Source organism: Nostoc punctiforme PCC 73102, from assembly GCF_000020025.1.
GTDB lineage: Bacteria > Cyanobacteriota > Cyanobacteriia > Cyanobacteriales > Nostocaceae > Nostoc > Nostoc punctiforme.
Genome location: NC_010628.1, coordinates 4,033,454 through 4,059,319, shown reverse-complemented (window position 1 = coordinate 4,059,319; position 25,866 = coordinate 4,033,454). Strand labels below are relative to the sequence as shown.

The 25,866-nt window shown below is 39.7% G+C and carries 23 protein-coding genes and 2 pseudogenes; 15 read left to right on the top strand and 10 right to left on the bottom strand.

Annotated elements, in window-relative coordinates:
• Positions 1-9: 9 nt before the first annotated feature.
• Positions 10-615 carry a vWA domain-containing protein gene (locus NPUN_RS16530; RefSeq protein ID WP_012409685.1) on the bottom strand — a complete coding sequence of 202 codons (606 nt, stop codon included), beginning with the start codon at positions 613-615 and terminating at the stop codon, positions 10-12.
• 846 nt (positions 616-1,461) lie between these two features.
• Between NPUN_RS16530 and NPUN_RS37710 the strand changes: the two genes are divergently transcribed.
• The gene (locus NPUN_RS37710; protein WP_012409684.1) at positions 1,462-4,521 is read left to right on the top strand and encodes a PAS domain-containing sensor histidine kinase; all 3,060 of its coding nucleotides are present in this window, start codon (positions 1,462-1,464) and stop codon (positions 4,519-4,521) included.
• 299 nt (positions 4,522-4,820) lie between these two features.
• On the opposite strand, the gene obgE is transcribed toward NPUN_RS37710, so the two are convergent.
• Complete coding sequence (gene obgE / locus NPUN_RS16520; protein WP_012409683.1) at positions 4,821-5,849, bottom strand: GTPase ObgE; 1,029 nt, start codon at positions 5,847-5,849, stop codon at positions 4,821-4,823.
• A 74-nt stretch (positions 5,850-5,923) separates the two neighbouring features.
• Positions 5,924-6,601, bottom strand: coding sequence for a Mo-dependent nitrogenase C-terminal domain-containing protein (locus NPUN_RS16515; protein WP_041565460.1), 678 nt, complete (start codon positions 6,599-6,601; stop codon positions 5,924-5,926).
• Positions 6,602-6,899: 298 nt separating this feature from the next.
• Between NPUN_RS16515 and NPUN_RS16510 the strand changes: the two genes are divergently transcribed.
• The 4 genes from NPUN_RS16510 to NPUN_RS16495 all read left to right on the top strand — a co-directional run bounded on the left by NPUN_RS16510 (position 6,900) and on the right by NPUN_RS16495 (position 10,725).
• Complete coding sequence (locus NPUN_RS16510) at positions 6,900-8,000, top strand: glutamate-cysteine ligase family protein (protein WP_012409681.1); 1,101 nt, start codon at positions 6,900-6,902, stop codon at positions 7,998-8,000.
• A 529-nt stretch (positions 8,001-8,529) separates the two neighbouring features.
• Positions 8,530-8,886, top strand: a complete 357-nt coding sequence (locus tag NPUN_RS16505) for a hypothetical protein (RefSeq protein ID WP_012409680.1) — start codon at positions 8,530-8,532, stop codon at positions 8,884-8,886.
• 379 nt (positions 8,887-9,265) lie between these two features.
• A complete protein-coding gene (locus tag NPUN_RS16500; RefSeq protein ID WP_012409679.1) occupies positions 9,266-9,805 on the top strand; it encodes a Dps family protein in 540 nt (179 codons plus the stop codon).
• Positions 9,806-9,957: 152 nt separating this feature from the next.
• On the top strand, positions 9,958-10,725 hold the full coding sequence (locus NPUN_RS16495; RefSeq protein ID WP_012409678.1) for a ChaB family protein: 768 nt from the start codon (positions 9,958-9,960) through the stop codon (positions 10,723-10,725).
• 362 nt (positions 10,726-11,087) lie between these two features.
• Here NPUN_RS16495 and NPUN_RS16490 read toward each other — a convergent pair whose 3' ends face one another.
• Together NPUN_RS16490 and NPUN_RS16485 are read right to left on the bottom strand one after the other, a co-directional pair.
• Positions 11,088-11,486, bottom strand: coding sequence for a TIGR02588 family protein (locus NPUN_RS16490; protein ID WP_012409677.1), 399 nt, complete (start codon positions 11,484-11,486; stop codon positions 11,088-11,090).
• Positions 11,483-12,361, bottom strand: a complete 879-nt coding sequence (locus tag NPUN_RS16485; RefSeq protein WP_012409676.1) for a TIGR02587 family membrane protein — start codon at positions 12,359-12,361, stop codon at positions 11,483-11,485. Before NPUN_RS16485 ends, NPUN_RS16490 begins: the two co-directional genes overlap by 4 nt.
• A 303-nt stretch (positions 12,362-12,664) precedes the next feature.
• Between NPUN_RS16485 and NPUN_RS16480 the strand changes: the two genes are divergently transcribed.
• On the top strand, positions 12,665-12,847 hold the full coding sequence (locus NPUN_RS16480; RefSeq protein WP_012409675.1) for a CsbD family protein: 183 nt from the start codon (positions 12,665-12,667) through the stop codon (positions 12,845-12,847).
• 169 nt (positions 12,848-13,016) lie between these two features.
• Here NPUN_RS16480 and NPUN_RS16475 read toward each other — a convergent pair whose 3' ends face one another.
• Positions 13,017-13,289, bottom strand: coding sequence for a GlsB/YeaQ/YmgE family stress response membrane protein (locus NPUN_RS16475; RefSeq protein WP_041566220.1), 273 nt, complete (start codon positions 13,287-13,289; stop codon positions 13,017-13,019).
• A gap of 248 nt (positions 13,290-13,537) precedes the next feature.
• On the opposite strand from NPUN_RS16475, the pseudogene NPUN_RS16470 reads away from it, so the two are divergent.
• Positions 13,538-13,891 (top strand): annotated as a pseudogene (locus NPUN_RS16470) (Uma2 family endonuclease); the annotation flags it as partial.
• 45 nt (positions 13,892-13,936) lie between these two features.
• Here NPUN_RS16470 and mutL read toward each other — a convergent pair.
• A complete protein-coding gene (gene mutL, locus NPUN_RS16465) occupies positions 13,937-15,643 on the bottom strand; it encodes a DNA mismatch repair endonuclease MutL (RefSeq protein ID WP_012409673.1) in 1,707 nt (568 codons plus the stop codon).
• 158 nt (positions 15,644-15,801) lie between these two features.
• Here mutL and NPUN_RS16460 point away from each other — a divergent pair, with 158 nt between their 5' ends.
• Both NPUN_RS16460 and NPUN_RS16455 read left to right on the top strand, forming a co-directional pair.
• Positions 15,802-16,137 (top strand): rhodanese-like domain-containing protein, encoded by a 336-nt coding sequence (locus tag NPUN_RS16460; protein ID WP_012409672.1) that lies wholly within the window; start codon positions 15,802-15,804, stop codon positions 16,135-16,137.
• Positions 16,138-16,532: 395 nt separating this feature from the next.
• Positions 16,533-17,195, top strand: a complete 663-nt coding sequence (locus NPUN_RS16455; RefSeq protein WP_012409671.1) for a hypothetical protein — start codon at positions 16,533-16,535, stop codon at positions 17,193-17,195.
• A 344-nt stretch (positions 17,196-17,539) separates the two neighbouring features.
• On the opposite strand, the gene NPUN_RS16445 is transcribed toward NPUN_RS16455, so the two are convergent.
• Positions 17,540-18,589 (bottom strand): adenosine deaminase, encoded by a 1,050-nt coding sequence (locus NPUN_RS16445; RefSeq protein ID WP_041566218.1) that lies wholly within the window; start codon positions 18,587-18,589, stop codon positions 17,540-17,542.
• Positions 18,590-19,092: 503 nt separating this feature from the next.
• Here NPUN_RS16445 and NPUN_RS16440 point away from each other — a divergent pair.
• Complete coding sequence (locus NPUN_RS16440) at positions 19,093-19,302, top strand: hypothetical protein (protein ID WP_041565457.1); 210 nt, start codon at positions 19,093-19,095, stop codon at positions 19,300-19,302.
• Positions 19,303-19,587: 285 nt separating this feature from the next.
• On the opposite strand, the gene NPUN_RS16435 is transcribed toward NPUN_RS16440, so the two are convergent.
• Entirely contained in the window at positions 19,588-20,118 is a 531-nt protein-coding gene (locus NPUN_RS16435; RefSeq protein WP_012409669.1) for a pentapeptide repeat-containing protein, read from the bottom strand.
• A 479-nt stretch (positions 20,119-20,597) separates the two neighbouring features.
• Here NPUN_RS16435 and NPUN_RS44840 point away from each other — a divergent pair.
• The 3 genes and pseudogenes from NPUN_RS44840 to NPUN_RS16415 all read left to right on the top strand — a co-directional run bounded on the left by NPUN_RS44840 (position 20,598) and on the right by NPUN_RS16415 (position 22,977).
• Positions 20,598-21,592, top strand: a pseudogene (locus NPUN_RS44840) (ISAs1 family transposase).
• Between the two features lie 194 nt (positions 21,593-21,786).
• Positions 21,787-22,146, top strand: a complete 360-nt coding sequence (locus NPUN_RS16420) for a hypothetical protein (RefSeq protein ID WP_193372265.1) — start codon at positions 21,787-21,789, stop codon at positions 22,144-22,146.
• 18 nt (positions 22,147-22,164) lie between these two features.
• Positions 22,165-22,977, top strand: coding sequence for a TniQ family protein (locus NPUN_RS16415; protein WP_041565456.1), 813 nt, complete (start codon positions 22,165-22,167; stop codon positions 22,975-22,977).
• 445 nt (positions 22,978-23,422) lie between these two features.
• Here the strand turns inward: NPUN_RS16415 and NPUN_RS16410 are convergent, their stop codons facing one another.
• The gene (locus tag NPUN_RS16410; protein WP_012409668.1) at positions 23,423-23,710 is read right to left on the bottom strand and encodes a hypothetical protein; all 288 of its coding nucleotides are present in this window, start codon (positions 23,708-23,710) and stop codon (positions 23,423-23,425) included.
• Positions 23,711-23,938: 228 nt separating this feature from the next.
• Between NPUN_RS16410 and rpaB the strand changes: the two genes are divergently transcribed.
• Together rpaB and NPUN_RS16400 are read left to right on the top strand one after the other, a co-directional pair.
• Positions 23,939-24,682, top strand: coding sequence for a response regulator transcription factor RpaB (gene rpaB, locus NPUN_RS16405; protein WP_012409667.1), 744 nt, complete (start codon positions 23,939-23,941; stop codon positions 24,680-24,682).
• A gap of 475 nt (positions 24,683-25,157) precedes the next feature.
• Complete coding sequence (locus NPUN_RS16400; protein ID WP_012409666.1) at positions 25,158-25,394, top strand: hypothetical protein; 237 nt, start codon at positions 25,158-25,160, stop codon at positions 25,392-25,394.
• The last annotated feature ends 472 nt before the right edge of the window (positions 25,395-25,866 follow it).

The window sequence follows — 25,866 nt, the reverse complement described above, 5'->3', positions numbered from 1 at the left end:
TTAAACTAATCAGTCAGTTATTGCGTTAGTCAATACATCTACAAGACTCATTTCTTCTAAGTCGTCTAAAGTAACAGTATCGCAAATATCAAATTTAGCGCCGACGCTTTGCAACTGGTCATCCAAAGCTTTAAGGAACTTAGTCGCTTGGGCATCTGAACCTACTTGAATGATCGAAATTCCTAATTCTTCATCACGCTCCATCTGGCGAGTAGCATGAATGATGACTTCAAAAACCGCTTTGCGATCGTCTGGTTCACCATCGGTGATGACTAAAATTGTCTCTCCGTTTGGCTTGCTTTTACCGGCTGCTTTACGTTGAAAGTAATTATTGATTGCGTCTTGAAGCACACCTGCTAAGTTTGTCGTCCCAGCAGGGTCATTTTCGAGAAATATCTGTGCGACTTTGGCTGAGGTGACATCATCGTAGCGTTTAAATCTACCGGAAAACAAGTAAACGGTGATGCCATCGGGGTCAAATTGTTCGGCCTTTCTTGCCAAAGCCAGTGTAGACTCTTGGGCAATCTCCCATCTACTTCTACCGCCCACTTGGTCGGGTGTGGACATACTACCGCTTTTATCAATGATTAATGTATAGTCGCGATCGCTCATCATAATTTTCCTTTGATTGTTACCATGCAATTCTAGTTTAACTCCGTTTTTTTACCAGTAAGCACAGCCCTTAAGCTTTTGTATCAATTTTTACGCAAACTAGCCGCGCTGACTTGGATTACAAAGTACAGTGTGGGCTTCTAATTTCACTGAGGAATGCCGTATATCGTATCAGATATAGATGAAGCTAGTTTATGGTCTGCGATCACTTTATATCATGTCCTCCTAATCACTTAGGATATGTCATTACGATTGCAACGAAGCAATTGCAAGAGTTCGGAGATTGCTTCTCTACGAGATGCTCCATGAACACTTCGTTCGCAGTGAGAACGAATTAACCGCACATGATATTACCTAATCCAGCAAATATCGTCGTGCATGAGGCTGTCTGTTTTTCGCCTGTAAGTGTATTTTGCAGAATTGGGTATAAATTTGTGAGTGTTGCGATTTCAGTAGGTGGCAACTATCTCTGTAACAAGAGCCACCTCTATCAGTAAATCGAAGTCCAAAAATAGTCTATTTTAGCCTTGCCACGCCACTACGCCACAGATAATGAGTGCGATCGCCTAGCGTCTTTATTTCCCCAGAGAACAAAATCTTCCTAGTCCCGAATTTTCTGGAAACACTAAAACTTAAAGATGGGTTTGCTTGTTGCATTCATACTTAGTCTGGGAATAATTAATAATACTCATGCTGAGACACACGGAGCTAAATAAACGTGAGTTCCACAAATTCCGCCTTGCCTTGAACTTTCATTCAAGTGTATCCTTCTCCGAATCTGAGAGGGGCAGTTTTATGTAGTAAAACCAGGTAGAGGCTTATTGTCAAATTTTAGAGATAAATCCCGGTATGAACCATCCTAAATTCTTAGATAACCTCGCGCAAAAACACAACACGCAGCAGCAAAACTTCTCTCCAGCATTTCTGCATCAGATGGTCAATAGCATATCTGACCCAATTTTTGTAAAAGACCGTCAACATTGCTGGGTATTATTTAACGATAACTACTGTAATTTCATAGGTCATAGCCGAGAAGAATTAATTGGTAAATCAGACTATGATTTTTTTCCTCAAGCAGAAGCTGATGTGTTCCGGCAAAAAGATGAACTGGTTTTCACCACGAATATTATTAACGAGAGCCAGGATCTTTTTACTGATGCTCAGGGTATAACCCATCTTATCTCTACCAAAAAGTCTTGCTTTGAAGATGAGACTGGTAATAAATTTTTAGTGGGTAGTATTAGAGACATTATTTTACCGAATCAAGTTGATAAAGTTCTGGGTGTGACTGACAGAGTTACCGACATTACCGATCTTATGCAAACCTGTGAAGCACTTCGGGAAACCCTAGAAGAACTCCAGGTAGTCGAAGAAGAACTGCGCCAACAAAACGAAGAATTAGCGATCGCTCGTGAAACGGCAGAATTAGAGCGTCGGCGTTACCAGGATTTGTTTGATCTCGCTCCAAATGCTTACTTAGTGACTGATCTCGCCGGCATCATCAAAGAGGCTAACTATGTAACCGCAGCCTTACTATCTGTGAGACAAAACTATCTGGTAGGTAAACCATTCATCCTGTTTATCGCTGAACCAGACCGCAAAACCTTCATGAATAAACTGACAAATTTGCAGCAGGTGCAGGATTGGGAAGTCGAACTACAGTCACGAGGAGGGACAGCCTTTCCTGCTAGTATCAAGATGGTTGCGATGTATGATTCACAAGGTCAGCAGATCGGCTGGCGTTGGTTACTTTGCGACATCAGCGAACAGCAAGCCATACTGCGCGATCGCCAGCAAGCTGAGAAAGACCTACACCGCATTAATGCTGTACTCCAAGCTCAACAAGAAGCTTCCATCGACGGAATTCTAATTGTTGATGAAAATCTTACGGTTACATCATTTAATCAGAAATTCTCCCAGTTATGGCAAATTCCTGTTGCACTGCTCGAAAGAGGCGATGCTCGCAAACTTCTGGAATGGGTACTAAACCAGCTAGTAAATCCAGACGAATTTGTGGCTAAGGTGGAGTATCTTTACCAGCATCCAGAGCAAAGCAGCCGTGATGAAATTTTCCTCAAGTCTGGAAAGATTTTTGACCGCTATTCTGCACCTGTGCGTAAACACCAAGGAGTTTGTGGTGAGACATCAGCTTTAGAAGACTATTACGGGAGGATTTGGTATTACCGCGACATTACTGAATACAAGCAAGCAGAGGCAGAACTCAGGGCTTCAAAGCAAAGACTGGCGTTGCTGATTGAACAAACACCTTTAGCCATCATTGAATGGAATACTAACTTTGAAGTTCAGATATGGAATCGGGCAGCAGAAAGAATCTTTGGATACACTACAGAGGAAATGCTGGGGAATCGTTTTGAGACCATAGTACCTGAAAACGCCAGAAAGCACGTAAATGAGATTATCACCGCTCTGCTAACACAACGAGGAAGAAGTTTTAGCGTCAACAATAACGTCACTAAAGATGGTAGAACGATGGTCTGCGAGTGGTATAACAACCCGTTAATAGCTCCTGATGGCCAGGTGATTGGCGTTGCCTCAATGGTGTTAGACATTACAGAGCGGAAACAAGCTGAAGAGGAACAGCAAAAATTTGTAGCATTGATTGAAAACAGCAGCGACTTTATTGGCATTGCTTCAATGGAAGGGCAAGTTCTCTATGTGAACCCTGCCGGACTCAAGATGGTGGGGCTTAATAGCCTGGAAGCAGCCAAAACCAAGTCTATGGATGATTTTCATTCACCAGAAGCTTTTGCAGAGTTGATACAGCAAATTCTTCCTTTAATGTCTCAACATGGTTTCTGGCAAGGTGAGTTTCGCCATAGGCATTTTCAAACAGGTATAGAAATTCCCACTGATTGCAACATATTCATGGTTAAACATCCCGAAACAGGAGAGCCTTTTTGTCAGGTAGTTGTTGCTAGGGACATTACCGAACGTAAACAAGCCAAGGAAGCATTGCTAAAGTCGGAAGCTCAACTACGACAACAAGCCGAAGAACTTAAAGTTGCACTCCGTGAAGTTCAACACGCCCAAACTCACTTAATTCAAAGTGAAAAGATGTCCAGCTTGGGTCAACTAGTTGCAGGAGTAGCACACGAAATCAATAACCCAGTCAATTTTATCTATGGCAACCTCAGCCCTGCCAAGGAATACACTCGAGATTTAATTTCACTTTTGCAACTCTACCAAAGTCATTATCCTGAACCCATACCAGAAATTCAGGATTTTGCAGAACGAATCGAACTAGACTTTTTGAAGTCAGATTTGCCACAAATACTAAACTCAATGAATATTGGGGCAGACCGCATTCGAAAGATTGTACTTTCTTTGCGAACTTTTTCGCGCTTGGATGAAGCCGAAATGAAAGCTGTTGATATCCATGAGGGAATCGATAGTACTTTGATGATTTTGCAAAGCCGCTTCAAGGGTAACGACCAACACGCAAAAATTCAAATAATCAAAGAATATGGCAAACTCCCCCTGGTTGAATGTTACGCTGGGCAGCTAAACCAAGTATTCATGAATATTTTGTCAAATGCGATCGATGCTTTAGAAGAGAGAGTGGAGAGTGGCGGTAAAGCAGACAAGAAGAATAACCAATGCCCAATTCCGATAATTACCATTTGTACTCAACTACAGGAGCCAAATCAGGTAATAATTAGGATTGCCGATAATGGATTGGGAATACCAGAAAATGTGAAAAAACAATTATTTAATCCCTTTTTTACCACCAAGCCCATCGGCAAAGGTACGGGAATGGGACTTGCAATTAGCTACCAGATCATTACAGAAAGACATGGCGGTTCCGTAGAATGTATTTCGCAGCCAGGACAAGGCGCTGAGTTTGTGATTAAAATTCCCTTGATGCAAAATAGTCAATATAATTCGTAATGACGCTCTCTACGAGACGCTAAAAGCGAACGCGGACTCGCTAACGTAATTCGTAATTTTAAGAGCTTTTATTACGATTAGATTTACAAAGGTTGCAAAAGAATTATCTTGTGTATCAATTTAAATACGTCGTTTTAGGTTTTAATTAATCATTATTTGATGATAATAGAGCCTCACTGTAGGGGCAATTCATGAATTGCCCCTACGACAGATGTGGTTTTTCCAATCATCTATGTTTGCTCTTTCCTGCCAATGAAGTAGTAATTACGTTAGCGTAGCGGGGCGTAGCCCATTACGAATTATCTCAATGCCTCCACTTCTTCAGGAACCTTCATTTGGTCAAGAATTCCCCAGATTTCTTGTAACATCGGCTCTAAGCCGGTGCGAGTAACTGCTGAAATTATAAAAACCGGGGCGTAGGAGAGATGATTAAGTTGGGTAGCTAAAGCCTCCAAATCGACAGTTTCCCGATCTACAGCATCAATTTTATTCAGCGCCAAAATTTGTGGACGTTCTGCTAAACCCTGTCCATAAGCTTGTAATTCTTCTTTAATTGTGTTGTAATCCCTAATTACATCATCACTAGTGGCATCAATCAAGTGAAGTAGCACTCGCGTGCGCTCAATATGACGCAAGAAATCATGCCCCAACCCAGCCCCGTGAGATGCTCCCGCAATTAGTCCGGGAATGTCGGCGAAAACAGTACCATCGCCAGTTGGTTTCCGCACTACACCCAAATTTGGGATCAGGGTAGTAAAGGGATAGTCAGCAATTTTTGGACGTGCTGCTGATAAAGATGAAATTAGAGTGGATTTTCCAGCATTTGGTAAGCCAATAATCCCCACTTCTGCTAAAAGTTTCAACTCCAGACGCAGCTGCTTTATTTCCCCCGGTAATCCTGGGAGAGCGTATTCTGGGGCGCGGTTACGGTTACTCAAGAAATGCTGATTTCCTAGTCCACCTTTACCACCTTGGGCTATCAGTAAAGTTTGCTGAGGCTCAGTTAAATCTCCCAGCAGTTCGCCAGTTTCAGCATCATAAATGGTTGTACCGCAGGGAACTTCGATAATTAAATCCTTTCCTCCTGCCCCTGTGCAGTTATTTGGCCCACCACGAGTTCCTTTTTCTGCCTGAAAGCGATGATTATATCTGAAGTCCAGCAAGGTTTGTAGGTTTTCGTCGGCAACGAAAAATACCGAACCACCTCGTCCCCCATTACCACCAGAGGGGCCACCAGTCGGCACGTATTTCTCTCGCCGGAAGGCGACAATACCATCACCGCCCTTACCAGCTTCAACTTCAATTTTTGCTTGATCGATAAATTGCATACTTAAATAATAGTGAGAAGTGAAGAGTGAGGAGTTACAAATTATAACTCCTTACTCCTCATTCCTAACTCTAACTAAATATATGGTGAAACATCTTCACCGCATTTATCTGCTAGATAAGAGAGGGCGCGGAAACGTAAGCCCACCAGTTGCTCATACAAGGGATTGATTTTACACATCGGCGGGATGTGGACAATCTTGCGTCCAAATAAGGTGACATCCCGCTCAAAGGGACACTGGGAGGGGATCATTTTACACAAAAAGCGGGCTACTCTTGGGTCTTGAATATCTAGCCCATCCAGCCAGTCACGCAGAGGGTGTAGTGCATCAATTTGACGCTTTGTAAGTCCAGGGCTGGAAATAACAGGGGTAACTTGCTGTGGGTTTTCTAGGGTGTGGCGAAGGGCTTCTAGTAAATTCTCTGGCTGTTCTAAGGCTTGGCAGAATTGATGTAGAACCTCATCTTCACTGGGAGAATAAGTACCATCTGCGATCGCTACCATTATCGCTGTCCTTAAGAAATTTTCCGCAGCTGGTGTACCTTTACCCAACACTGCGGCTAATTCCTCTGGCGTAATTACCTCTAGTGAGTCGCATTTAATCTTAGGAGCTAATTCATCTTTGGTGATGCTGGCTATTAATTCCTGTTCTTGGGCATCAAAATTACCATCTGCCCAAGCAATGGTGAGCAGTCCACGCAACCAAGCGGCAATCTGTTCGCTGCTGTAGGGGGATTGAACGGTACTTGTCATAAACTCACGTCTCAAGCTTTCCTCAGTCATTACTAAACTACCCTAATCGGCGACTAGGAAGATAGTCTGGGCAGTACAGAAAAATAAATCAGAGAGGTTTATCAAATCGCAAAAGCCGATCTTAGGGTAAAATTCATTTATCCTATTATTGAGAATTTTTATAGTTAAAGTAAATTTGATTGGAGTATCTCAAATATTCGTGCTACGTCTCTACAAGGGTTCTAGAGAAAGCATATTTAATTTTTGGAAATATCTATTAGTTAGATTAGGTTAACTATAAGCAATAAAGGTATATATAATGTTTTTCTTTGGTATTGAGCATGAAGTCGCTTTCCTAAACAAAGAAGGAAAATTTGCTGATTTTTCCCACACAAAATTTTCTGATTTTAATCAAATTATTGAAAAGCTCCCCACATATCCCAGCGACTATCCTCAACTGCGTGTAGGTGATGCGGGTATTAAGATGAAGAGATGGTATATTGAGGGATTTGAAAGATTTGCAGATTCCGATGAAGTGATAGACTGTCATGTTAAAGGTATTGAAATTAGAACAACTATACATTCTGATATTCAAGGCGCTATTACGGAATTATCAGAAAGTTTTCGCTTACTACGTGAAGTTGCTGCTAATTTTGACTTATCACCAGTTTTAGTCAGTTTTAATCCCTACAATCCGGCTTTTGAGCCTCAACCTCCATTAAATGATTATGAAATAAAACAGCTAGAGGCTTATCCTGACGAACAAACTGCTAATATTCACATGGTGTCTTATGGACCAGATTTAAATATTTCGGTGGCAGATTTGTCTACTGAAAATGTGATTGATATTGGTAGAAAGTTAACTTATTACAGTCCCTATATCGTTCCTTTTAGTTATAGTTCCCCTTTTTATAAAGGAGGTTTATGGGATGGGTTATCGGTACGAACGTTTATCAGAACTGGAAAAAGACCAGCAGCCCTAGTCTTTGTTCAGAAAGAAGAACAACTGATTAATAGTATACCCTCACTAACAAAAATAGCCCGCATTCCGGCTGAAGTCGGACGCATTGAATTTAAAGCTTGTGATAGTTGTGATGATTTTTCTATCTATGCGGCTCTGCTAGCGTTATTGAAAGGTTTGGTGTTAGATAATACCTTACTGGGTAGAGAAACTGTACCCAGTAAGGTATTACATCAAATTTCAGCAAAAGAAGGTTTTGACAACAAGGATATTTTTGAGAATGCGACAAAAGTCCTGCAAGCAGCCGAAGTTGCCTTGGGAAATGACCCAGATGTTCATTATTTAATGCCCTTAAAAGTACTGCTGGCGAAGCGAAAAACTAGATCCCATGAATTAATAGAAATGTTCAATCGTGTAAGTTCAATAGAAGAGGTAATAAGGCAGACTTATCAAGTTTAAAGAAAAGATTTATTTTTCCCCTTAAAAAAGGGAATATTTATATAAATTTATACTTTACAAATATCCTATAAAGTGCATCCTTGTGAAATTGCTTTGATTGGATAAAGTCGAGCTAACTGAACATAAATCCCAAAGTCATTAAGCTGTGACAACTATATTAAGTCGATATATCTAGAGACTGATTTTTATTGCAACCACAGATATAGAAAAGTTCATTCTAGAGATTGATGCAGACTTTAGCATTTTCAAAGTACAAGTAGAAACAGGGAACCTTGAGAAAAGAATGTCAATATCAAATGTAAGAATTTTGCTACAGGATTAAGGTGGTATTTGCTTATTATCCCTTCTAATTCGATGCAGAAATACAGAGATAATTTCTTCATCTATTCATCAGGTTCCTTTGACAAGAACTTTCAGATTGAAGTGTGACCTGCTATTTTTATTATTGCTCAATTTGCCAAATAAAAGTATAAGCTCCGCTTTCTCAGTGAAAGTTCTGCGTTGTTAAAGCTGTTATCGAGGATTTCAAATGAAGATTATTGCTTCTGTTTTATCTATCTTAAGCCCAGTACGTTTTCTAGTTGTGGCTTTTACTTGCGCCATACTATTGTTATCTAGTGCTTTTCCTGCTTTTGCAATCGATAGCTACCAAAGTGACCCTACCGAAGCTACTACACAACTGCTTGACATTCAACGCAAAACTGACGAAGCTGCTAAAGAACCACCACAAGGATTGAGAAAGGTTCAAAAGGAGTCTAACGAAGGACTCAATGAGGTTCAGGGAGCTGCTGATATTGACAAGCAGAAGCGTCCTGAAAATTCACAATCCGCAACCACTGTGGAAGAAAATATTAAGAATGTGTTAGAAAAAGTTACAGGTAAGTAACTAAATTAATAGTTCTGGTAATTCTTGAGTAGTAATGGGTGATTGCGTAAAAGCAGTGATCCATTACTAATTATTAATGTTAAGGTGGCTGGCAAATTAAATTAATTAAGTATAAAGCTATGTTCACATGAGCATTGTTGGAAAACTGAGTTTAGATAGTTTGAATTAACTATTATATTTAATATTCTTATGCTTGGAGTTTTAAATCGCTAATTACTAGACTATTGGCTGACCATTAGCTGAATACTACCTATTAAGACATAGGCACAATTATCAATTTAGCAACACATCTAAGCTCATAATGTTTCCTTTGGTTGATGTGGAATGTATATAAAATTTGAGAACTTAATAAATAAGTTTGCTTAGGGATGGAAAAATAATGCGTGCGATAAACATTGGGTTGACAGAAGAACAGCGTCAAGGTGTAATTAATCTGTTAAATAAAGATTTGGCAGATGCCTATCTACTGTTGGTGAAAACCAAAAAGTATCACTGGGATGTCGTTGGCCCTCAGTTCCGCTCTTTGCACCAGCTTTGGGAAGAACACTACGAAAAGCTGACTCTAAATATTGATGCTTTGGCAGAGCGAGTTCGTGCTTTGGGTGGTTATCCAGTTGGCACAATGGAAGGATTTCTTAAGATTGCTAGCCTCAAGGAACATGCTGGTAATGTTCCCACAGCAACAGGGATGGTAGCTAATCTAGTGGAAGACCACGAACAGGTTATTCGTAACTTAAGAGACCATGTAGATCAGTCTGGTGATGAGTTCCACGATCAGGGAACTGCTGACTTTCTGACTGGACTTATGGAAGAGCATGAGGAAATGGCTTGGATGCTGCGTTCATTTATTGAAGGCGAAGCACTGGGGCCAGATGGTAGACAGCCAGCAGAAGGGGCTAAGACTCCTGTGGGTGTGTAGCTCATAACGTCTGAGTTAAAAATGGATGTTTGTGAAACTAGTTAGAAGGAGGATTAATTCCTCCTTTTAATTAGTCTGAAAGAATTAATCTCCCAACATCTACCTATTCAATATATTCATTGTAAAAATAACATAATACAAGGAGTATTTAAGTGCCAGAAGTATATAAAGCAGAACGTACTATCTCTGCTGTATTTAAAGAACAGAAGCAAATTGATGATGTGATTCGACGTTTACTAGACAGGGGCGTACCTAGAGATCATATTTCGGTCATGGGTAGAAACTTCCAGTCAGAAACTAGAATTGCTGGGTTTATTAGTAAAAAAGATGTGATTCTGGGAGGTTTGAGAACAGGGGCAGTTTTTGGTTCCTTGTTTGGTTCCTTTCTCAGCTTGCTCACGGGTGTAGGCGTACTGTTTATTCCCTTTGTCGGTCCAATCGTAGCAGCGGGGCCTATTGGGGCAGTGTTGTTGGGGGCTGCTAGTGGAGCGATCGCAGGTAGTGCAGGTGCGGGTCTCGTGTCGGTTCTAACTACTTTGGGGATGCCAGAAGATAAAGCGGCTATCTACCAAACTCGCTTACAAGCTGGCGAATTCTTACTGATGGCAGAAGTTCCGAGCGATCGCACTGGTGAATTTCAATTGCTACTCGAAAGTGCTGGTGGTGAAGAAATTAACACAATCGAAAAAACCTTTGCTCGCCCTTGCCCTGGACAGTGCAACAGTCCAGATGACTTGTCTCCTGAAGTTCGCGCTCATCTTTCTGATGAAGCTCAACGTACATTCATTGAGCGCTATAACACTGTCTTCAATGAGAAAAATGACGAGTTCACAGCCGAACAAGCTGCTTGGGAGTCTGTTCATCAGCAATATGATGAAAATGAAAACGGCGTTTGGTCAAAAGCTAAGGTTAAAGCTTAAACTAGTGCGCGTTAGTAATTATATGAATTTGCTTTGATTTTTGTTCGTGTAGGGTGGGCAGCTAAGAGGCAATAGGCAATAGGCAATAGGTAATAGGAAAGAAGGTTTTTTGAATTGTATGGGATTTTTTCAAAAATTAAATATGAATCCTATATAGGGGAATCATGTTTGATTCATAAAATTACTTATGTGATGTACGAAGCACAACGCAAGCGCAATAGGGAACTCAAAAGAAGGCTTCTTTGAGTTGTACTGAATTTTTCAAAAATCAAATATGAGTTATATAGCAATTCTATTTAACTTGTAAGAATTGCAAGTCGTATATCCCCGACTTCTTTGATAAGTCGGGGATATTATCTTTTCTATGGCAATTTATAACTACCAACACGTAAATTTAACTGACCTTGACGCGGGTTTTTGGTGAATATAAATGCGCCTTCTTCACTTTCCCCACTAGATAAAAAGTCAATCTGTTGCTCTCCTGTTTCTGTAACTTTGCCATCAATCATTAACTCAGCCATAATCTGAACTGACTCAGCTGTATCTCCTCCACTATTCACAACTTCAAAGGGAACATAAAATTGTCCATCAATTTCCCGAATTGTTTCTTTTTTAGTAACAGAAAGAATGGGAGGTTGATTCTTTTCGTTCAGCCAAGTGTAACCTACTAAACTTACAATAATTGCTAGGATAAATGAGGCGATGCTGAATGTTACCCACTCAGCTATTGAGCGCTTTGGTGGTTCTTCTATTTGAGTCATATTGCTAACCTGCCGGCTGCACCGCCAATAGTTGCAGGTAAGCCCAGCATCAATGTGCGATCTAACCACATTGTCCAAGGATCGCTAAAAGTTAACTTTTGAAAGAACCACAGCATAAAAGCACTTGCTAGGAGGGACACTAGGTAAGACATAATAGTTTCGCTCGATGGTCGTTGGAAAATTCCCTTTTGCTCTCTTCGCTTTTGCTGGTCAGAAAAGCCTGCTTGAAATACAATGCCATAAGAAATTAGTAAAGATGTGGCGATCATTGCCAACTCCCAAGGTGGCGAGGCTGCGGCTGCAAGCATAGTAATTTCATCTGTTGGAGCGATGTTAAATGCGATTATGGTTGCACCAATTAGGGTTCCACCCACATCGGCAAAGGTGGCGTTTAACTCATCTTTTTTGTTGCTGGTTGTGCTGTCGGGTTTTTGTCCTTTTCCATTGCTGTTTCTACTATCTCCCAACAACTGGTTGGCTAATGCTACACCAAGAGCAAATGGTACACTTTCAAAGATGATTTTACCTAAAGATTCTTTTAGAGAAGTTTCTAGTGTCAATTCTCGCAATAGTAGCAGCACAAAGGTAGAGCAAGCTAGTCCGATCGCGATCGCTTCTACGGTATCCATTGCGGCTTGAAGAGCTAGCCAGCTATATCTGCGTTTCCGAAAGCCTTCTGTCTGATTGAGCAAGTACACCACGATAAACATAAATGCGATCGCCATCATCATCAGTTGTGGTTTTGCCAGCGATCCAATCCACCAAACCTCCATTGTGTACAGTAAAGGGATGCCAAATAAAAAACCTCCGCAAGCACCCCGAATAATGTCATTAATCTCACTCATCCATACATCTTTTTGACGCTTTGTTGCCACTCCTTTTCTGTCCTTTTATTGAAAATTTGCTTTGACTTCTATAATCTTCTATGAAGATGTATATAGCAGTCCTAAATACTTTGTGAAAAGTTAAATCCCCAACTTCTCAAAGAAGCTGGGGATGTGAACAGTGCAAATTTCTATGAATTCGGATTTTTTTACTTGCTTACTCTGTAGCTCACCGTATCTATCTTAAGATACATAATTGACCGAATTCTTCTATCGGTTGATGGAAGTCAAAAAGAATACATTACTGTTAGTTTATGTAATAGCTGAATCAACTACAAGCTAAACATAAAAACCATGAGTACCGAAAAAAGAGTAGAAGCGACTGTAAAAAATATTGAAGGAAAAATCCAAGAGGTTGTGGGTGAAATAACTGGAAATCCACAAGATAAAGCTGAAGGACAAGCAAAGCAAGCTGAAGCCCAAGTTGGTCACACTGTAGAAAACATTAAAGATGAACTTAAGAAAGCTTTAGAATAATTTGGTTTTTGCAGTGCAGCAACACTAACCATGATTCATTACTGATACTTTAACATTAATTACTCCACTAACCTTGAGGAAGTGGAGTTTTTGTATTTGCATAAAATCTGAAAGGGGGAATTCCTAAGAAATTGCTTTTAACCACGATTTTTTTAGAGATTTAATTCAACTAATAAGTGGCACGATTAGCTAATAAGTTCCAGAGAAAGATGGCAATTATTGCGCCAATTACAGCAACAATTACACCGGGGATACTAAGGGTTGCAGCAGTTAATTGAAATCTCCCTGTCTCTAAAAGAGTAATTAAAATTCCCCCGATCACAGCACCTATGATACCTAAAACCATAGTTGAAGCAATTCCACCACCTTGACGACCAGGATAAATAGCTTTTGCTATAGCTCCAGCAATTAAACCCAGAATAATCCAAGCAATAATGTTCAGCATAATTTAATCCATCAAAAAACTTAATTACTAGCTTAGAAATTACAATAGTGTTTTCCTTCTACCCGAAGGTATAAGTATTAAACTTCAATAAAAATTAATAGCTTTTATAGAAATTAGATTGTATTTTTTTGCCAATTAAGTATAGCCTCAATCTTGACTACAAGGATACAGAGGCGCTAGCGGCTTCCTTTGAAGCCCATTTAAGATGGTAAAATATCAAGAATTATTGGGAGGAATCAATCCTCATGACTTTTATTGTTGCTAAATGGACGATTGAAGAGTATCACCGCATGATTGATGCTGGTATTTTGAGCGATCGCAAAGTTGAATTACTTAAGGGGGAAATTGCCGAAATATCGCCGGAAGGAGAACCCCATGCTTATTGTAGTGATGAAGCTGGTGAGTATCTAGCAAAGTTATTGGCTGAACGCGCTAAAATTCGCCAAGCCAAGCCTATCACCTTACCCAACGACTCGGAACCAGAACCAGATATTGCCATTGTCCAACGTTTGGGACATGAGTATCGAGAGCATCATCCTTATCCAGAAAATATTTTCTGGTTGATTGAGTATGCTAACTCCAGTTTAGAAAAAGATTTATAGTTAAGTTAATTAAAATTTCATGCGCTTGCGTTAAATTTAAAATCAAATTCCATGACTTTTACCAATTACCCAATTACGCCGGAAAAACCGGGCTAAGGCTGATTCTTCTAAAGATAAATAAATTGGCCGTCCGTGGGGACAGGTGCGAGGGTTGCGAGTGCGTTGCCAATTATCTAAAAGTGTCTGCATTTCTTGTTGATTCATGGGTGTACCATTACGAATGGCACTGCGACAGGCGACAGCTACTTGGGCTGTTTGTAAATCGCCTCCCCAACTAAGCTCTAAAATTGCTTCTGCACAGTCGTCTCGCTGTTGCAAAGGTGCAGGTATGTTTCGGACAGCCCAAAGTTGCTCGCCAAAGGATTCTATGTCTAAACCTATGCGTTGCAATTGCGATACTTGCGCTAGCGACAATTGATAAAGAATGATTGGCGGTTCGACGGGGACAAGTTGCCAATCATCGCATAATTGCTCATATAAAACTCGCTCGTGGGCAATGTGCTGTTCTACTAACCACATACCACCTGGATGTTCAGCCACAATATAGGTGTTGCTAACTTGAGCGACAGCCTTCAAGGAATTAGGATTTTTGCGATCTTCCTTGGGATTTTGAGGATTGAAATTGTAGCCGCCTTTGGCTTCTGCGGCTTTGAGTAATTTACTAACTCGTGTTGTGTGAACAGCTTCTTTGAGATTGGAAGAAGAGATACTGAGCGCTTGGTTAATTGCTTGGGTAATTTGCTCTTGCCAATAAATGATTTCATTGAGGTAAATTTCTGTTTTTGCTGGATTGCGATTCCAGTTAATTTGATCGGGGGAAATGGCAAGATGTAGGAAACAAATTGGATAGCGATCGCGTGGTAATGTTCTGTGAAATGCTGATAATATCGTTTGCTCTAGTTCCGGTGTCTTAACCATCCGTCCATTAATGGCTACACGTACCCAATCTGGACGATGACGATGACAGCGATCGGGTAATCCTACCACTAAAGTGAGTGCTGAGTGGGGAGAGACGCGATGAATCGCGTTTGTACAAGGGAGTGGGGAGTGGGGAGGATTGGGTATTTCGAGTTTGACTTCTTGCAAGTCACCTTGTCGCACTTGGGGTAAAATCTGCGGTAGCAATTGCCCAGTTGTTCTAGCCGGAGAAATGGTGAACCATTGACGGTCATTTTGCCAAATCTGCCAGGTGACGTGGGGATGACATAAGGCGATTTGGTAAATTGTGGCTTGCACGGCTTTCATTTGCTGTGCTGTTGTGGGCAATCCCTGACGACGTGATGAGCAATTACCGAAAAGATTGGAAACTGTCACTACTGTACCAGGTGCGATCGCAGTTACTTCAACTTGCACAACTTTCCCACCATTGCCATAGCTAATCCGCCATCCTAATTTTCCATCCACAGGACGACTCAAAATTTCCAAATCTGCCAGAGTTGTTAAGCTGTGTAACGCCTCACCACGAAACCCTAAACTGTTAATTTTCCATAAATCGGCACTAGAGCGAATTTTACTGGTGCTGTGGGCTGTGGCTGCTTGTTGCAAATCATCTAGGTTCATTCCACAACCATTATCTGCGACACGAATTCGCCATTGCTGCGGCCATAAAGAAACCACAATTCGCGTTGCACCTGCGTCTAGGGAATTTTCTACCAATTCCCGCACCACAGAGGCTAAAGAGTCGATTACCTCACCAGCTGTAATGAGATATACGACTTCTGTTGGTAGAGCTTGAATAATAGATGCCATAAATTATAGTTTATAGCTTCTGGGGGTAAGGGAAGTAGGGAGAGATGAGAGATTATTTTCAGCTAGCTAGTTGCAAATTATTAACTTATTACACTGAAAACTCAATTAAAAGGCGATTTTTGATAAATTGCTTGTGAGGTTATAAGCAGGAAAAGCTTATGAGTAATAGTTTAGTTGCTGATGTCCATGATTTAAAGACCCGTTTGCAATGGGGTCAACCAGGTTTTACAATTGTTGATGTGCGCGATCGCCACACCTACAATCACGGTCGAATTAGTGGAGCAATACCCATCCCATTAAACGATTTGGTATCTAAAGCCAAATCTGCTCTACATAAAGAACGCCATATTTATATCTATGGCGACAGTGACGAACATACAACCCAGGCTGCACAAATTCTCAGGGGACAAGGGTTTGCTGAGGTAGCAGAAATCAAAGGTGGTCTTGCAGCTTGGATTTCAATCGGTGGTGCGACAGAAGGTGTTGGTGCTTAAACTTACCCCGAATATCCCAATCGTAAGTCTATTTATTCCATCATTGCTGGTTTTTTGTACTGCACATTAGATTTCTAAGAATAATCTGAATCAGCAAAAAGGAAAGCACAGATAAACAGCGATGAATTATCTGCGTGCATCTGCGGTTTAATCCCTAAAACATTAACTTTTGCAAGAGATTAGGGCTTAGGCACTGTACAAATTAATCATGGTATGAGTTTACCAAAATAGGTTGTTTCCTACTTTGATTAATCATTCTGGAATAAATAGATCTGCACTGTAGGGGTACGCATTGCTTATTGGTGTTGACTTAACCACGAACGCCTTTAAAAGCTCGTTTCCAGCCTCTGGCTGGAAATGCTCTTCAATATTTTTTATATAGTAGAGTTCTTCAAATGGCACTGCGATCGCATAGTTTAAATATATGTCTTGTTCCGCTAGTTTTTTCTTTAGTTAGCGTCGGTGCGAGTACGGCAAAAGCGATCGCCCAGACTATTTATCCATTCGATGTAGTATACGACACAGAAGTTACTCTCACACCTATACCATCTACCGACGTATCAACAGCATTTGTCTCAGGCTTTAATTCTGATGCTCCTTACGGTTTAAATAACTTTTTAAGCATAAATAACTACAGCCGAACTGATCCTAATACTGGTAATCTCTTATTCTTTCAAGATGCAGCAAAATTTGGTTTACAAGGCTTACCAATCGGCAGAGATGAGTTTTTTGGTAGTGGCGAAGACAAATTATTTGGCAGCAGTAGCGCTACTGCTTCATTTGACTTTATCAACCGCCAATTAGTCGGTTTTGGTACCATAACAATCACTGGTGGTACAGGTAGATTCATCGGTGCTACAGGCATATTTAACTTCTCTGAAATTGAATCACTCGATCAAGATCCAACTGCTCTCTTGAAAGGTCAAGCTTTTTTGAATGGTTCCTTTCAGACACCACAGAAAACTCCAGAACCACGAACTAACGCAACGCTGCTCGGTATATGTGTTATTGGGATCGGTTTGATGTTACGGCGACGTTACTTTTTAGGTACTAGATGAATTAGAGGATTCCCAAAATATATTAACAAAATATTATTAGTGGAATACGTTGAGCAAAAATCCAAATCAGCGAAAACGAAACCACAGATAAACACCGATAAATTATCTGCGTGTATCTGTGGTTTATTTTCTAAAATACTGATTTTTAGAAGATATGTACTGTGCATTACAGCTTTCTCTACACCATCAAAAAAAATCACTGATTGTAACATGAATTAATATTAAATCACTTGACTTTCTTTTACTTCTAGTGAAGCACGGCGTAAATTCAACTACCCTTTCAAATCAAAAAAGTGCTTGCTGTATAGGAATTACGAAGTACGCCAAGTTGTACTTACTAATCGTTAATTACTATCCCTGATTGCCAAAACTTTCGGTAGTTCGGGTTTGAGCAAATCGTTCAACAAAGATGCAGGACGTTCACTGTAAGGCCAAGCGAAAGCATGACGGAAAGCGGCATCCTGACAAGCTTGTAGTTGTTTAAAACTGATAATGTCGTAAGTTAAGAGATTTTCATACTCAAACGGTAGACGTACATTGTGCAACCCAGCATTATCAGTACAGATAGCAATATCTACCCCAGCATCAAAACAACGGTCAAAAACTAATTTGAGTTGACGTATATCCTGCAAAGTACCAGTTTTTAAGTAAGTTGTGGGGCAAACCTCTAAACACTGTCCGCGTTTAGCTACATCATTAAGTAACTCTGGATATAGTAGGGGGATTTGAATACCGTGGCCGATTCGCATAAGATAGGGTAACAGTTCGGGGTAACAACCTGCGGTGGTTTCATATAGATGTCCCGTGGTTTTAACGCCTAGCGATCGCGCATAATCATATAAGCTAATCCATTCTTCTAAGCGATCGGCATAATAGCTATCACCCCCTGCGACATCTACTGCACAGACATACTGCTTATTTTGCGCCGCCAAATCAACAATCGCCTTGTTCACCTCATAAGGTAGGCGCGTGTGCATACAGAGAATTTGGCTAGTAACAATCGGATATTCTGGCTGGTGGCTAGCAAGACCTGCTACTTGCACAATTTCTGCCATCTTGTCAATTCTCTGTGATTGATTTAGATGCTCAGGTGTCCGTAAATAGGGAGTGTAGCGCAGTTCCAGATAAGCCAAATTTTCAAAAATGTAAGCACCCCGCACCAAGCGATAGATAAAGTAAGGCAAAGTCTCCACAGTTTGCACACTTTCGACCAGGGTGTGTAATTCTAGATACTCATCCAGGGTGTTGCGTGGACGGGTGTAAAAATCTTCAAATTGTGAATAGTCAGCAAAGCGGGAAATCAACTCCGAAGAATGTCGCTCGAAATATCGCCATAGAACTCGCGGTACGACGGAACCGCCTAGATGTCTATGTAATTCAGCATATAAAGCCATAGTGGTATTTTTAGGTAAAAATTTCAATAATTGTAACAAAAACATCAAAAGAAAAAATCTTACTCGCAAAAATTTAGAGCAAAGTGGAGATTTACCACCATCTGAATTTTCAATCCAAGTCTTACTAATTGAGGTTTTGCTAGTTCCCATACAGAATATGAGAACGAAATAACAGAAAATCAAGCTTTTTTAGGAAAGGCGCGAAGCGCACGCTACGCGAACAAGGTTTCAGGTTTCCAATGTGTACAATGTGTAAGTCCTGCTTATGCCGTGCGGTACCAAATGGTGCGAAAAGGTCGGTATTTATCCTTATTTTCTGAAAATCCAGCATTTAATAGAGTTTTGAGCATGAATAAACTTGACATTATCAAGATTAAATTGATAGCATTTAAAACCCTTAGTTTTTATGTTATACTTAAATAAATATTTAAATTGTTGAGCAAGTAAAATATAGCAATATATTTTCTTTAGCTAGGCAAAATCTTGGGCGAGGTTGATATTAAGTGAAAATTCAAGCGTTGGATGTCAAGGCTGGCGATCGCATTATTGCTTACTGCAACAACAAAATGCAAACCTGCAAGGTAAAACGCATATTAGATCCTGGTCAAGCTAATATCACACTATCAGTATTCACCTCTGAGAATTATCGCGGTTGCTCAGTTTCATCTATAGTCCGCTTCCAATCGAACGCTTTAGTTGATTTGGTAAGTTAAAAATCAAGAAAACATTCCATCTCAAAAAAGTCTCTAGCTATTATCCAGTCTGAAGCTGGATTGATTTATCATAAATGTGCATAAGTATCGCACATACACATTTGTTAATTGTGGCTGGATAATTTTCCATAAAAGAGTTGTGATGCTCCACCAGTCAAGACAATAGCAATAAACTAACTAGTACACTGTAGCGGACATTTGATCGCTTTTAGACAATGGGCCTAAGCCCATTGTCTACTTTGCTAATTATTTTTCACATTATGAGCCATGTTAAAGATATTAGATTTAAGCATTCTCATCTAGAATGGTTCCTTCTATATTAGCTCCATCCAAATTTGCTCCACTCAAATTTGTCTGGTTCAAATCTGCTTGGGTGAGATTTGCCTGGGATAAGTCGGCTACAGTTAAGTCTGCACCACTCAAATCGGCTCCATCTAGATTCGCCGCTATCAAGCTTGCTTCCTGCAAATCCGCCTCACTCAAGTTAGTTTCAATCAACTTAGCAACTGTCAAATCAGCTTGACTCAAATTAGCTCCTTCCATTGCTGCTCCATCCAAGATAGCTCCATCCAAAATAGCTCCGCTTAAGTTGCTACCACTGAGGTTAGCATTAGTCAAATCGGCTCCATTTAAGTCTGCTTCAATCAAACTGGACTGGGCTAGATTAGCATGACTCAGATTAGCTCCATCTAAAATAGCTCTATCTAAAATTACATCACTGAGATTGGCTTCCCTTAAGTTTGCCTCGCTTAAGTTGACACCAGTAAAGTCTCTGACACCTGCGGCATAGTTTTTCAGGAATTGATCTGCTTTCATATCTGTCGCTGTGCTAAGGAACGCTTTATTGAGGCTATAAAAATTACTTAGACAGACGGTATATCCCCAGTACGCGCAACGGAGGATGACTAAATATAGATAAAACTGGAGTGAATATGAAATTACCTTAATATATATTAGTCATCCTCAATGACTGGCGCTACTACCTAGAGTTGTGAATTATTTTCATACTTAGGGGAGATGTTGAGAGATAAAAATTTAAGCATTAGTGCAAAGCGATCGCCATACTCATTTGTAGATGAACCACTGGGAGACAGGGCTATTTCATTGTAAATGTAGACGCGATATGGTAAGGTGCAGCGCCAATTCTACTTCAAGCATCTATTACCGTGTCTGAAATCGAAATTATCAAAGCTTTTGCAGGTCTAAAAGACCCCCGTCGCCGCGCCGGACAGAGACATAATCTACCATTATCTTTGGCACTTTTCACATTGGCGTAGGCGCAGCCCGCCGTAGGCATCGCAGCAGGGAACAAAGGATTTTTAGCAATTGGAGACTGGATTTCAAGCTACCGTGAGCCGTGGATTGAACTTTTTCAACCGCCAAAAAATAGACTACCATCTTATAGCACTGTACGTCGTGCCTTATTACACGTAGATTACGAAGATTATTCCGTATGTCTGAGCAAATTCTTTAATGTACAACCAAATACTGGAGAAACTGTTGGGTTAGATGGTAAAGTCCTCAAGGGTTCATATCAGATTGAAAATGATAACCCTAACTCGGATTCGCATCCAGCGATGATGTTAGTTAGTTCTTATATTGTTGAGCGAGGCTTAATTTTAGAGCCATTTCAAGTTGATGCCAAAACTAATGATATTATTGCTTTACCTGAGTTGATTTCCAAACTGGCTCTCAATGGGGTTATCTTTGCTTTTGATGCTATTAATACTCAAAAAAAACTTGTGAGTTGATTATAAATAGTGGGAATGATTATATTGCCGCCTTAAAAGGCAATCAGCTTAACTTATTCAAAGATGTCAAAACAAATTTCACGCCAGAATTGGCTTATGAGCAGATAAATAAAGGGCATGGTCGAATCGAAAAGCGTCATGTCAGTATTTGTAAAAATCTCGATGGTATTCGTCCTTGGCCTGGACTTACCACTTTGATTAAAGTCAAATCAGAGCGTCAGGTTTTCACACACAATGTGATTGAAGTAACTAATGAAACCCGTTATTATATTTCATCTTTAAGCGAAACGGTGCAAGCCTTTGCTGAACGTATCAGAGGATATTGGGGTGTTGAGAATAAAGTCCACTATGTTCGAGACGTTACTCAAGGCGAAGATAAATCTAGAATTCGCACTACTCCTCTTCCTCAAATTTTTGCGCTTGCTCGCAATTTTTCACTTAATTTATATCGCAGTAATATGTTTGAAAATATGGCACAAGCTCAACGTTTATGTTCTTTTGGACTAGACACACTCAAGCAGCTTTTTAGAATGAAATAGCCCTGGTTTCTGACTGGTTAAAAAATTTAATTTTAGATGCTAAAGTTCCGATAATTTTAATTGGTTTACCAGAAAGTAATGCAGTTTTTAAGTTTAACTCTCAGCTAAGTCGTAGGTTTACTAATAGATATACTCTCAGCCCTTTTGAATGGAAAGCTGATTCTGGTAAAGAATTTAGGACTTTTATACATGCAGTGGAATCACAACTTCCCTTGAGTGATGAATCTTGTTTAGCTAGTGAAGAAATGTCCCTGCGTTTTTACTACGCATCTGAAGGTGTTGTTGCTTATGTGATGAAACTAATTCGTTATGGGACTTATTTAGCACTTAGTCAAGGGTTAGAGAAACTTGATTTAAATGTTTTAGCTACTGCATTTGACAAGTATGTAAAAGCAGATAAGCTACACAAGCATAACCCTTTTCTTACTGATGAATATCTTTTATATGAAAAGCAAGTTTATTCCTTACAAGAATTTTCAACGTTAGAAGCTACTAATCAGAGAATTAAACCAAAAACTCGCTCAACAAAGGCATCTGACATTTTACATAAATAGGAAAAGGAGGGAGTTAGCTTGTACACTGATAACAAACTTTTACGCCGCCCTCATCCTTACGCTGATGAAAGTTTAGTTGGGTATATTACCCGACTCGCTGATAGTAATTATTACTCTTCTCCCGATTATATTTTAAAAGTTTCTGCGTTAACAAAGACAGAAAGGTATGCCAATATCTTTTATCCTCAATTTGATAGCTTATGTTTGCTAAGTCATATTACTGGAGTGTCAGAAAAAACTCTTTGGTCGATGGCATTTAGTTCTGTGGCTCTTGGCAAGACTAAATTTTTCTATGCAACTATTGTTCAAGCATTTGGAGAGAATATTCCAGTTAGGTTTCTTCGCAAACAAGGCCCAAGATTATGCCCTGTTTGTTTGCAGTTATCGCCTTATTATCGTCAAGTGTGGCATCTGCATAGTGTTACAGGATGTCCTTTCCATAAATGTTTTCTAATTGAAAAGTGTCCTAATTGTCATCAGTCTATTCAGTTTTTTAGAGCTAAATTACTCAAATGCAAGTGTGGATTTGATTTACGTAATTCTTCTATAACTACTATCAGTGCTGAACAATTTGCTTTGTCCTACCAAATTTCTCTGCTCTGTCAAGTCCCTGAGATAGATTTAGTTAACTATACTGATGACATTCAGTATTTAGAAAATTTAAAAGCATCAGACCGAGATAATTTATCTGGTTATTATTATGATTTATTTGAAGGTTTAATAGCTAAAGATACGATAATTAGTGATTACGTATTTTTCCCTTTATTAGAACTGCATACATTGCTTGGTTGGGGCTTAACTCAAAATGACGCAAATCAAGATGTTATGTAATTGAGGAAAATTTCATTTAGTCTGCAAATTTAGGGGGAAAATTTCACTTAGTCCGCGAAAAAATTTCATTTAGTCTGCAACAAAAGTTCCTCAAACCCTTATTATTACGTTGAAAAAATTTCATTTAGTCTGCAAACGCACACGATCGCAAAGAAGTGCATGTTGGCAACGAAAATAGGGACTATTGCGCTGCCGATGAATTCTGTTTTTTCAGAGATCGCCCAAGATGCCTAAGAAAAGCGATACACATTTACAAAGTGCTATGGTTGCACTTATAGCTATAATTAGCCGTAAATTAATTATAGACACAATGCAACCATAGCTATGATTTGGTGTAAAGATAGTTTACAAAAATCGTTGGTTGCGCTCTAAAGTAATCGAGATGTGGATGCCCTGGGTTAATGATAGCCAAGTTAAAACAAGACAAAAGCGATGGCTTCGCTACTTACCCACAAAAATCATCCACGCGGATATCCCGCCAAATATCGGAAATCTGCCAACCGGAATTGCCCACAGATTGTACCGGAGGATTGTCAAGGAATGGAATATAGTCAGGTTCTCTTGAAGGAGAAATGGCTACTGGTTTCTCCTCAACTACGGGGGCTGTATATTTGATAGTATTAGCTTGAAGAAGCTGGTCTTCTGCTTCTTCGATTAACTTCATCTGTCTCAGGGTAAGCTTGTCGGATTTTTTGATGATTTTCTTTGTATATATCTCATTAGAAGTATTCATTGGCTATTCCCTCAAAGGCATTGGCAAAAAATTTGGATGACAGTAGATTTGTTAAAAGTCAGGTGTTAATAATGGCACGGAGTTAACACTTTACTGCAAATCTATGGAAAATACGAGTCCCTTGATCAGGAATTTATCAATTTATCAATTAGGCACAAATCTCTTTTTTGAGCCATTTCTAAATCAGAGTAATAGAGAGTTAAGAGTTCTCGTTGTGGAGGAACAGCGTTGGGAAACTTATCAGGTGATAAAGGCACAATACTGGTAGTAGACGACGAAGCCAGCATCCGGCGAATTTTACAGACACGTTTAGAAATGATTGGCTACCATGTAGTCACTGCAAGCGATGGCGAAGAAGCTCTGTCAGCTTGGAGTAGAGAAACTCCTGATTTAATAGTTCTGGATGTGATGATGCCAAAGCTAGATGGTTATGGTGTATGTCTTGAATTACGGAAACAATCGGATGTGCCAATCATCATGCTCACAGCTTTGGCAGATGTAGCAGACCGAATCACTGGGCTAGAACTTGGTGCTGATGACTACATGATAAAACCGTTTTCACCCAAGGAATTAGAAGCTCGAATCGCTTCTTTACTAAGACGACGCTTTCACAAAAGTGATATCAATACTATTATTCCTAACTCTCTTATAATCCATGTCGGTAATCTCAAAATCGATGTGAATAAGCGGCAAGTCCATAAAAATGAGCAACGCATTCGGCTAACAGGTATAGAATTTAGCTTGCTAGAGCTGTTAGTAAATCATTCGGGAAGAGTTTTTTCAAGGTTAGAAATCTTGCAGCAATTGTGGGGTTTTGTACCAGGGTCTCATACAGACACTCGTGTAGTAGATGTGCATATATCTCGATTGCTAACAAAGGTAGAATCCGACCCCAACGACCCAGAATTCATTATCACAGCAAAAGGTAGTGGTTATTTTTTCCCACGAATTGTTGAATCAGAACAGGAATAAAGCTCCCGTTTGCTCTCGGTTTTACACAACTCAAGTTGCTTTGCTCCGATTCAAAAAAGGTCATCGATTATCTCATTAACCCGAATGTCATGCAGCAAGAGTTCTATACTTTTATTGCTAATAAAAGGATTTAGCGATGGCTACGCCCGCCCCAGGCATCACATGATTCATACTTTGATTCAGCAATGCTATTTTTTTAGTCTGTGTTTGGTGGTTCCTGTATGGAAATTCAAGATTTTTCTCCTTTACATTGAAAATAATATTTAATTAATTTTTAATATTTCTACGGCTTTTTTTTACTGTTTTATGGTCTCAACTTCTCACAGCCTTCTTATTACTCCAGAGGCAGATGCAATATTTGTACTCAAGTATCTCCAGATAGAAGTTATAAATTTATATAAATTGTAAGATTTGAAACGAAAACTTATTTTCGTTGATGTATTTTAAAATTAATAAATCTTGTATCTGTTAAGCAATGGCAAGTAATTACTTTACACCAATAGAAGAAAGAGAAAAAATATTTTGCACAGAATTAGTTAAGTACGGTGTGAAGTATGAAAAAGCGGTGATTGCCGCTCGAATTTTAGCTTCTGGACGAGCAGATGATTTTTTATCGCCATCGGAGATAGAAATAGCTAAAGATGCTTGTCAAAAGTGGTCAGTACAGAATAAACGCTTAAAGCGGTTGAAAGCTACTATAAATAAAATTTAGTTCAAAAAGGTATTTCAATCCTACTTGGATTGAGATGGTATGACTTAACGAATAAACATTCCCCAAGGAAGCAATTTTTTTTAATTTTCTTGTAAAGTGATAATCAGAGCTAACTTATTCATCCTTGAAAACAAATATAAGATACTTCTTTAGATAGGTGATTTTCTCAATAGAACTAATTAATCATTAACAACCGCCTGACACAGCTATCCAATTACTTCTAGACTAGCTTTGATGTTTTCCTGCTTGCTGCTATGCCTCTTTTTAGAGTTGATATGCTTGATAACTGGCGTGAATTAAGGAGTTAACAGAGGTAAAAGCGATCGCTGTTAACTTCCGCTTTTGGAGCAAATTATGCAGTTACTTGCTAGATAGTAGCAGTAATATAGAAACCTACTAATTTCCTAGCTGCGCTGCCCAAGGCAGCGCTTTCCTTATGTGGCTATCTTTTCATATTTAAAGACTTAAGTCA

What these genes read in the sequence shown, in the direction of transcription:
- NPUN_RS16510 (WP_012409681.1), top strand. Translation starts at nt 6,900, where the DNA reads ATGTTTTTCTTTGGTATTGAGCATGAAGTCGCTTTCCTAAACAAAGAA.
- NPUN_RS16530 (WP_012409685.1), bottom strand. Translation starts at nt 615, where the DNA reads ATGATGAGCGATCGCGACTATACATTAATCATTGATAAAAGCGGTAGT.
- NPUN_RS16400 (WP_012409666.1), top strand. Translation starts at nt 25,158, where the DNA reads ATGGCAAGTAATTACTTTACACCAATAGAAGAAAGAGAAAAAATATTT.
- NPUN_RS16410 (WP_012409668.1), bottom strand. Translation starts at nt 23,710, where the DNA reads ATGAATACTTCTAATGAGATATATACAAAGAAAATCATCAAAAAATCC.
- NPUN_RS16500 (WP_012409679.1), top strand. Translation starts at nt 9,266, where the DNA reads ATGCGTGCGATAAACATTGGGTTGACAGAAGAACAGCGTCAAGGTGTA.
- NPUN_RS16455 (WP_012409671.1), top strand. Translation starts at nt 16,533, where the DNA reads ATGGCACTGCGATCGCATAGTTTAAATATATGTCTTGTTCCGCTAGTT.
- NPUN_RS16490 (WP_012409677.1), bottom strand. Translation starts at nt 11,486, where the DNA reads ATGACTCAAATAGAAGAACCACCAAAGCGCTCAATAGCTGAGTGGGTA.
- obgE (WP_012409683.1), bottom strand. Translation starts at nt 5,849, where the DNA reads ATGCAATTTATCGATCAAGCAAAAATTGAAGTTGAAGCTGGTAAGGGC.
- NPUN_RS16460 (WP_012409672.1), top strand. Translation starts at nt 15,802, where the DNA reads ATGAGTAATAGTTTAGTTGCTGATGTCCATGATTTAAAGACCCGTTTG.
- NPUN_RS16515 (WP_041565460.1), bottom strand. Translation starts at nt 6,601, where the DNA reads ATGACAAGTACCGTTCAATCCCCCTACAGCAGCGAACAGATTGCCGCT.
- NPUN_RS16505 (WP_012409680.1), top strand. Translation starts at nt 8,530, where the DNA reads ATGAAGATTATTGCTTCTGTTTTATCTATCTTAAGCCCAGTACGTTTT.
- NPUN_RS16445 (WP_041566218.1), bottom strand. Translation starts at nt 18,589, where the DNA reads ATGGCTTTATATGCTGAATTACATAGACATCTAGGCGGTTCCGTCGTA.
- mutL (WP_012409673.1), bottom strand. Translation starts at nt 15,643, where the DNA reads ATGGCATCTATTATTCAAGCTCTACCAACAGAAGTCGTATATCTCATT.
- NPUN_RS37710 (WP_012409684.1), top strand. Translation starts at nt 1,462, where the DNA reads ATGAACCATCCTAAATTCTTAGATAACCTCGCGCAAAAACACAACACG.
- NPUN_RS16480 (WP_012409675.1), top strand. Translation starts at nt 12,665, where the DNA reads ATGAGTACCGAAAAAAGAGTAGAAGCGACTGTAAAAAATATTGAAGGA.
- NPUN_RS16435 (WP_012409669.1), bottom strand. Translation starts at nt 20,118, where the DNA reads ATGAAAGCAGATCAATTCCTGAAAAACTATGCCGCAGGTGTCAGAGAC.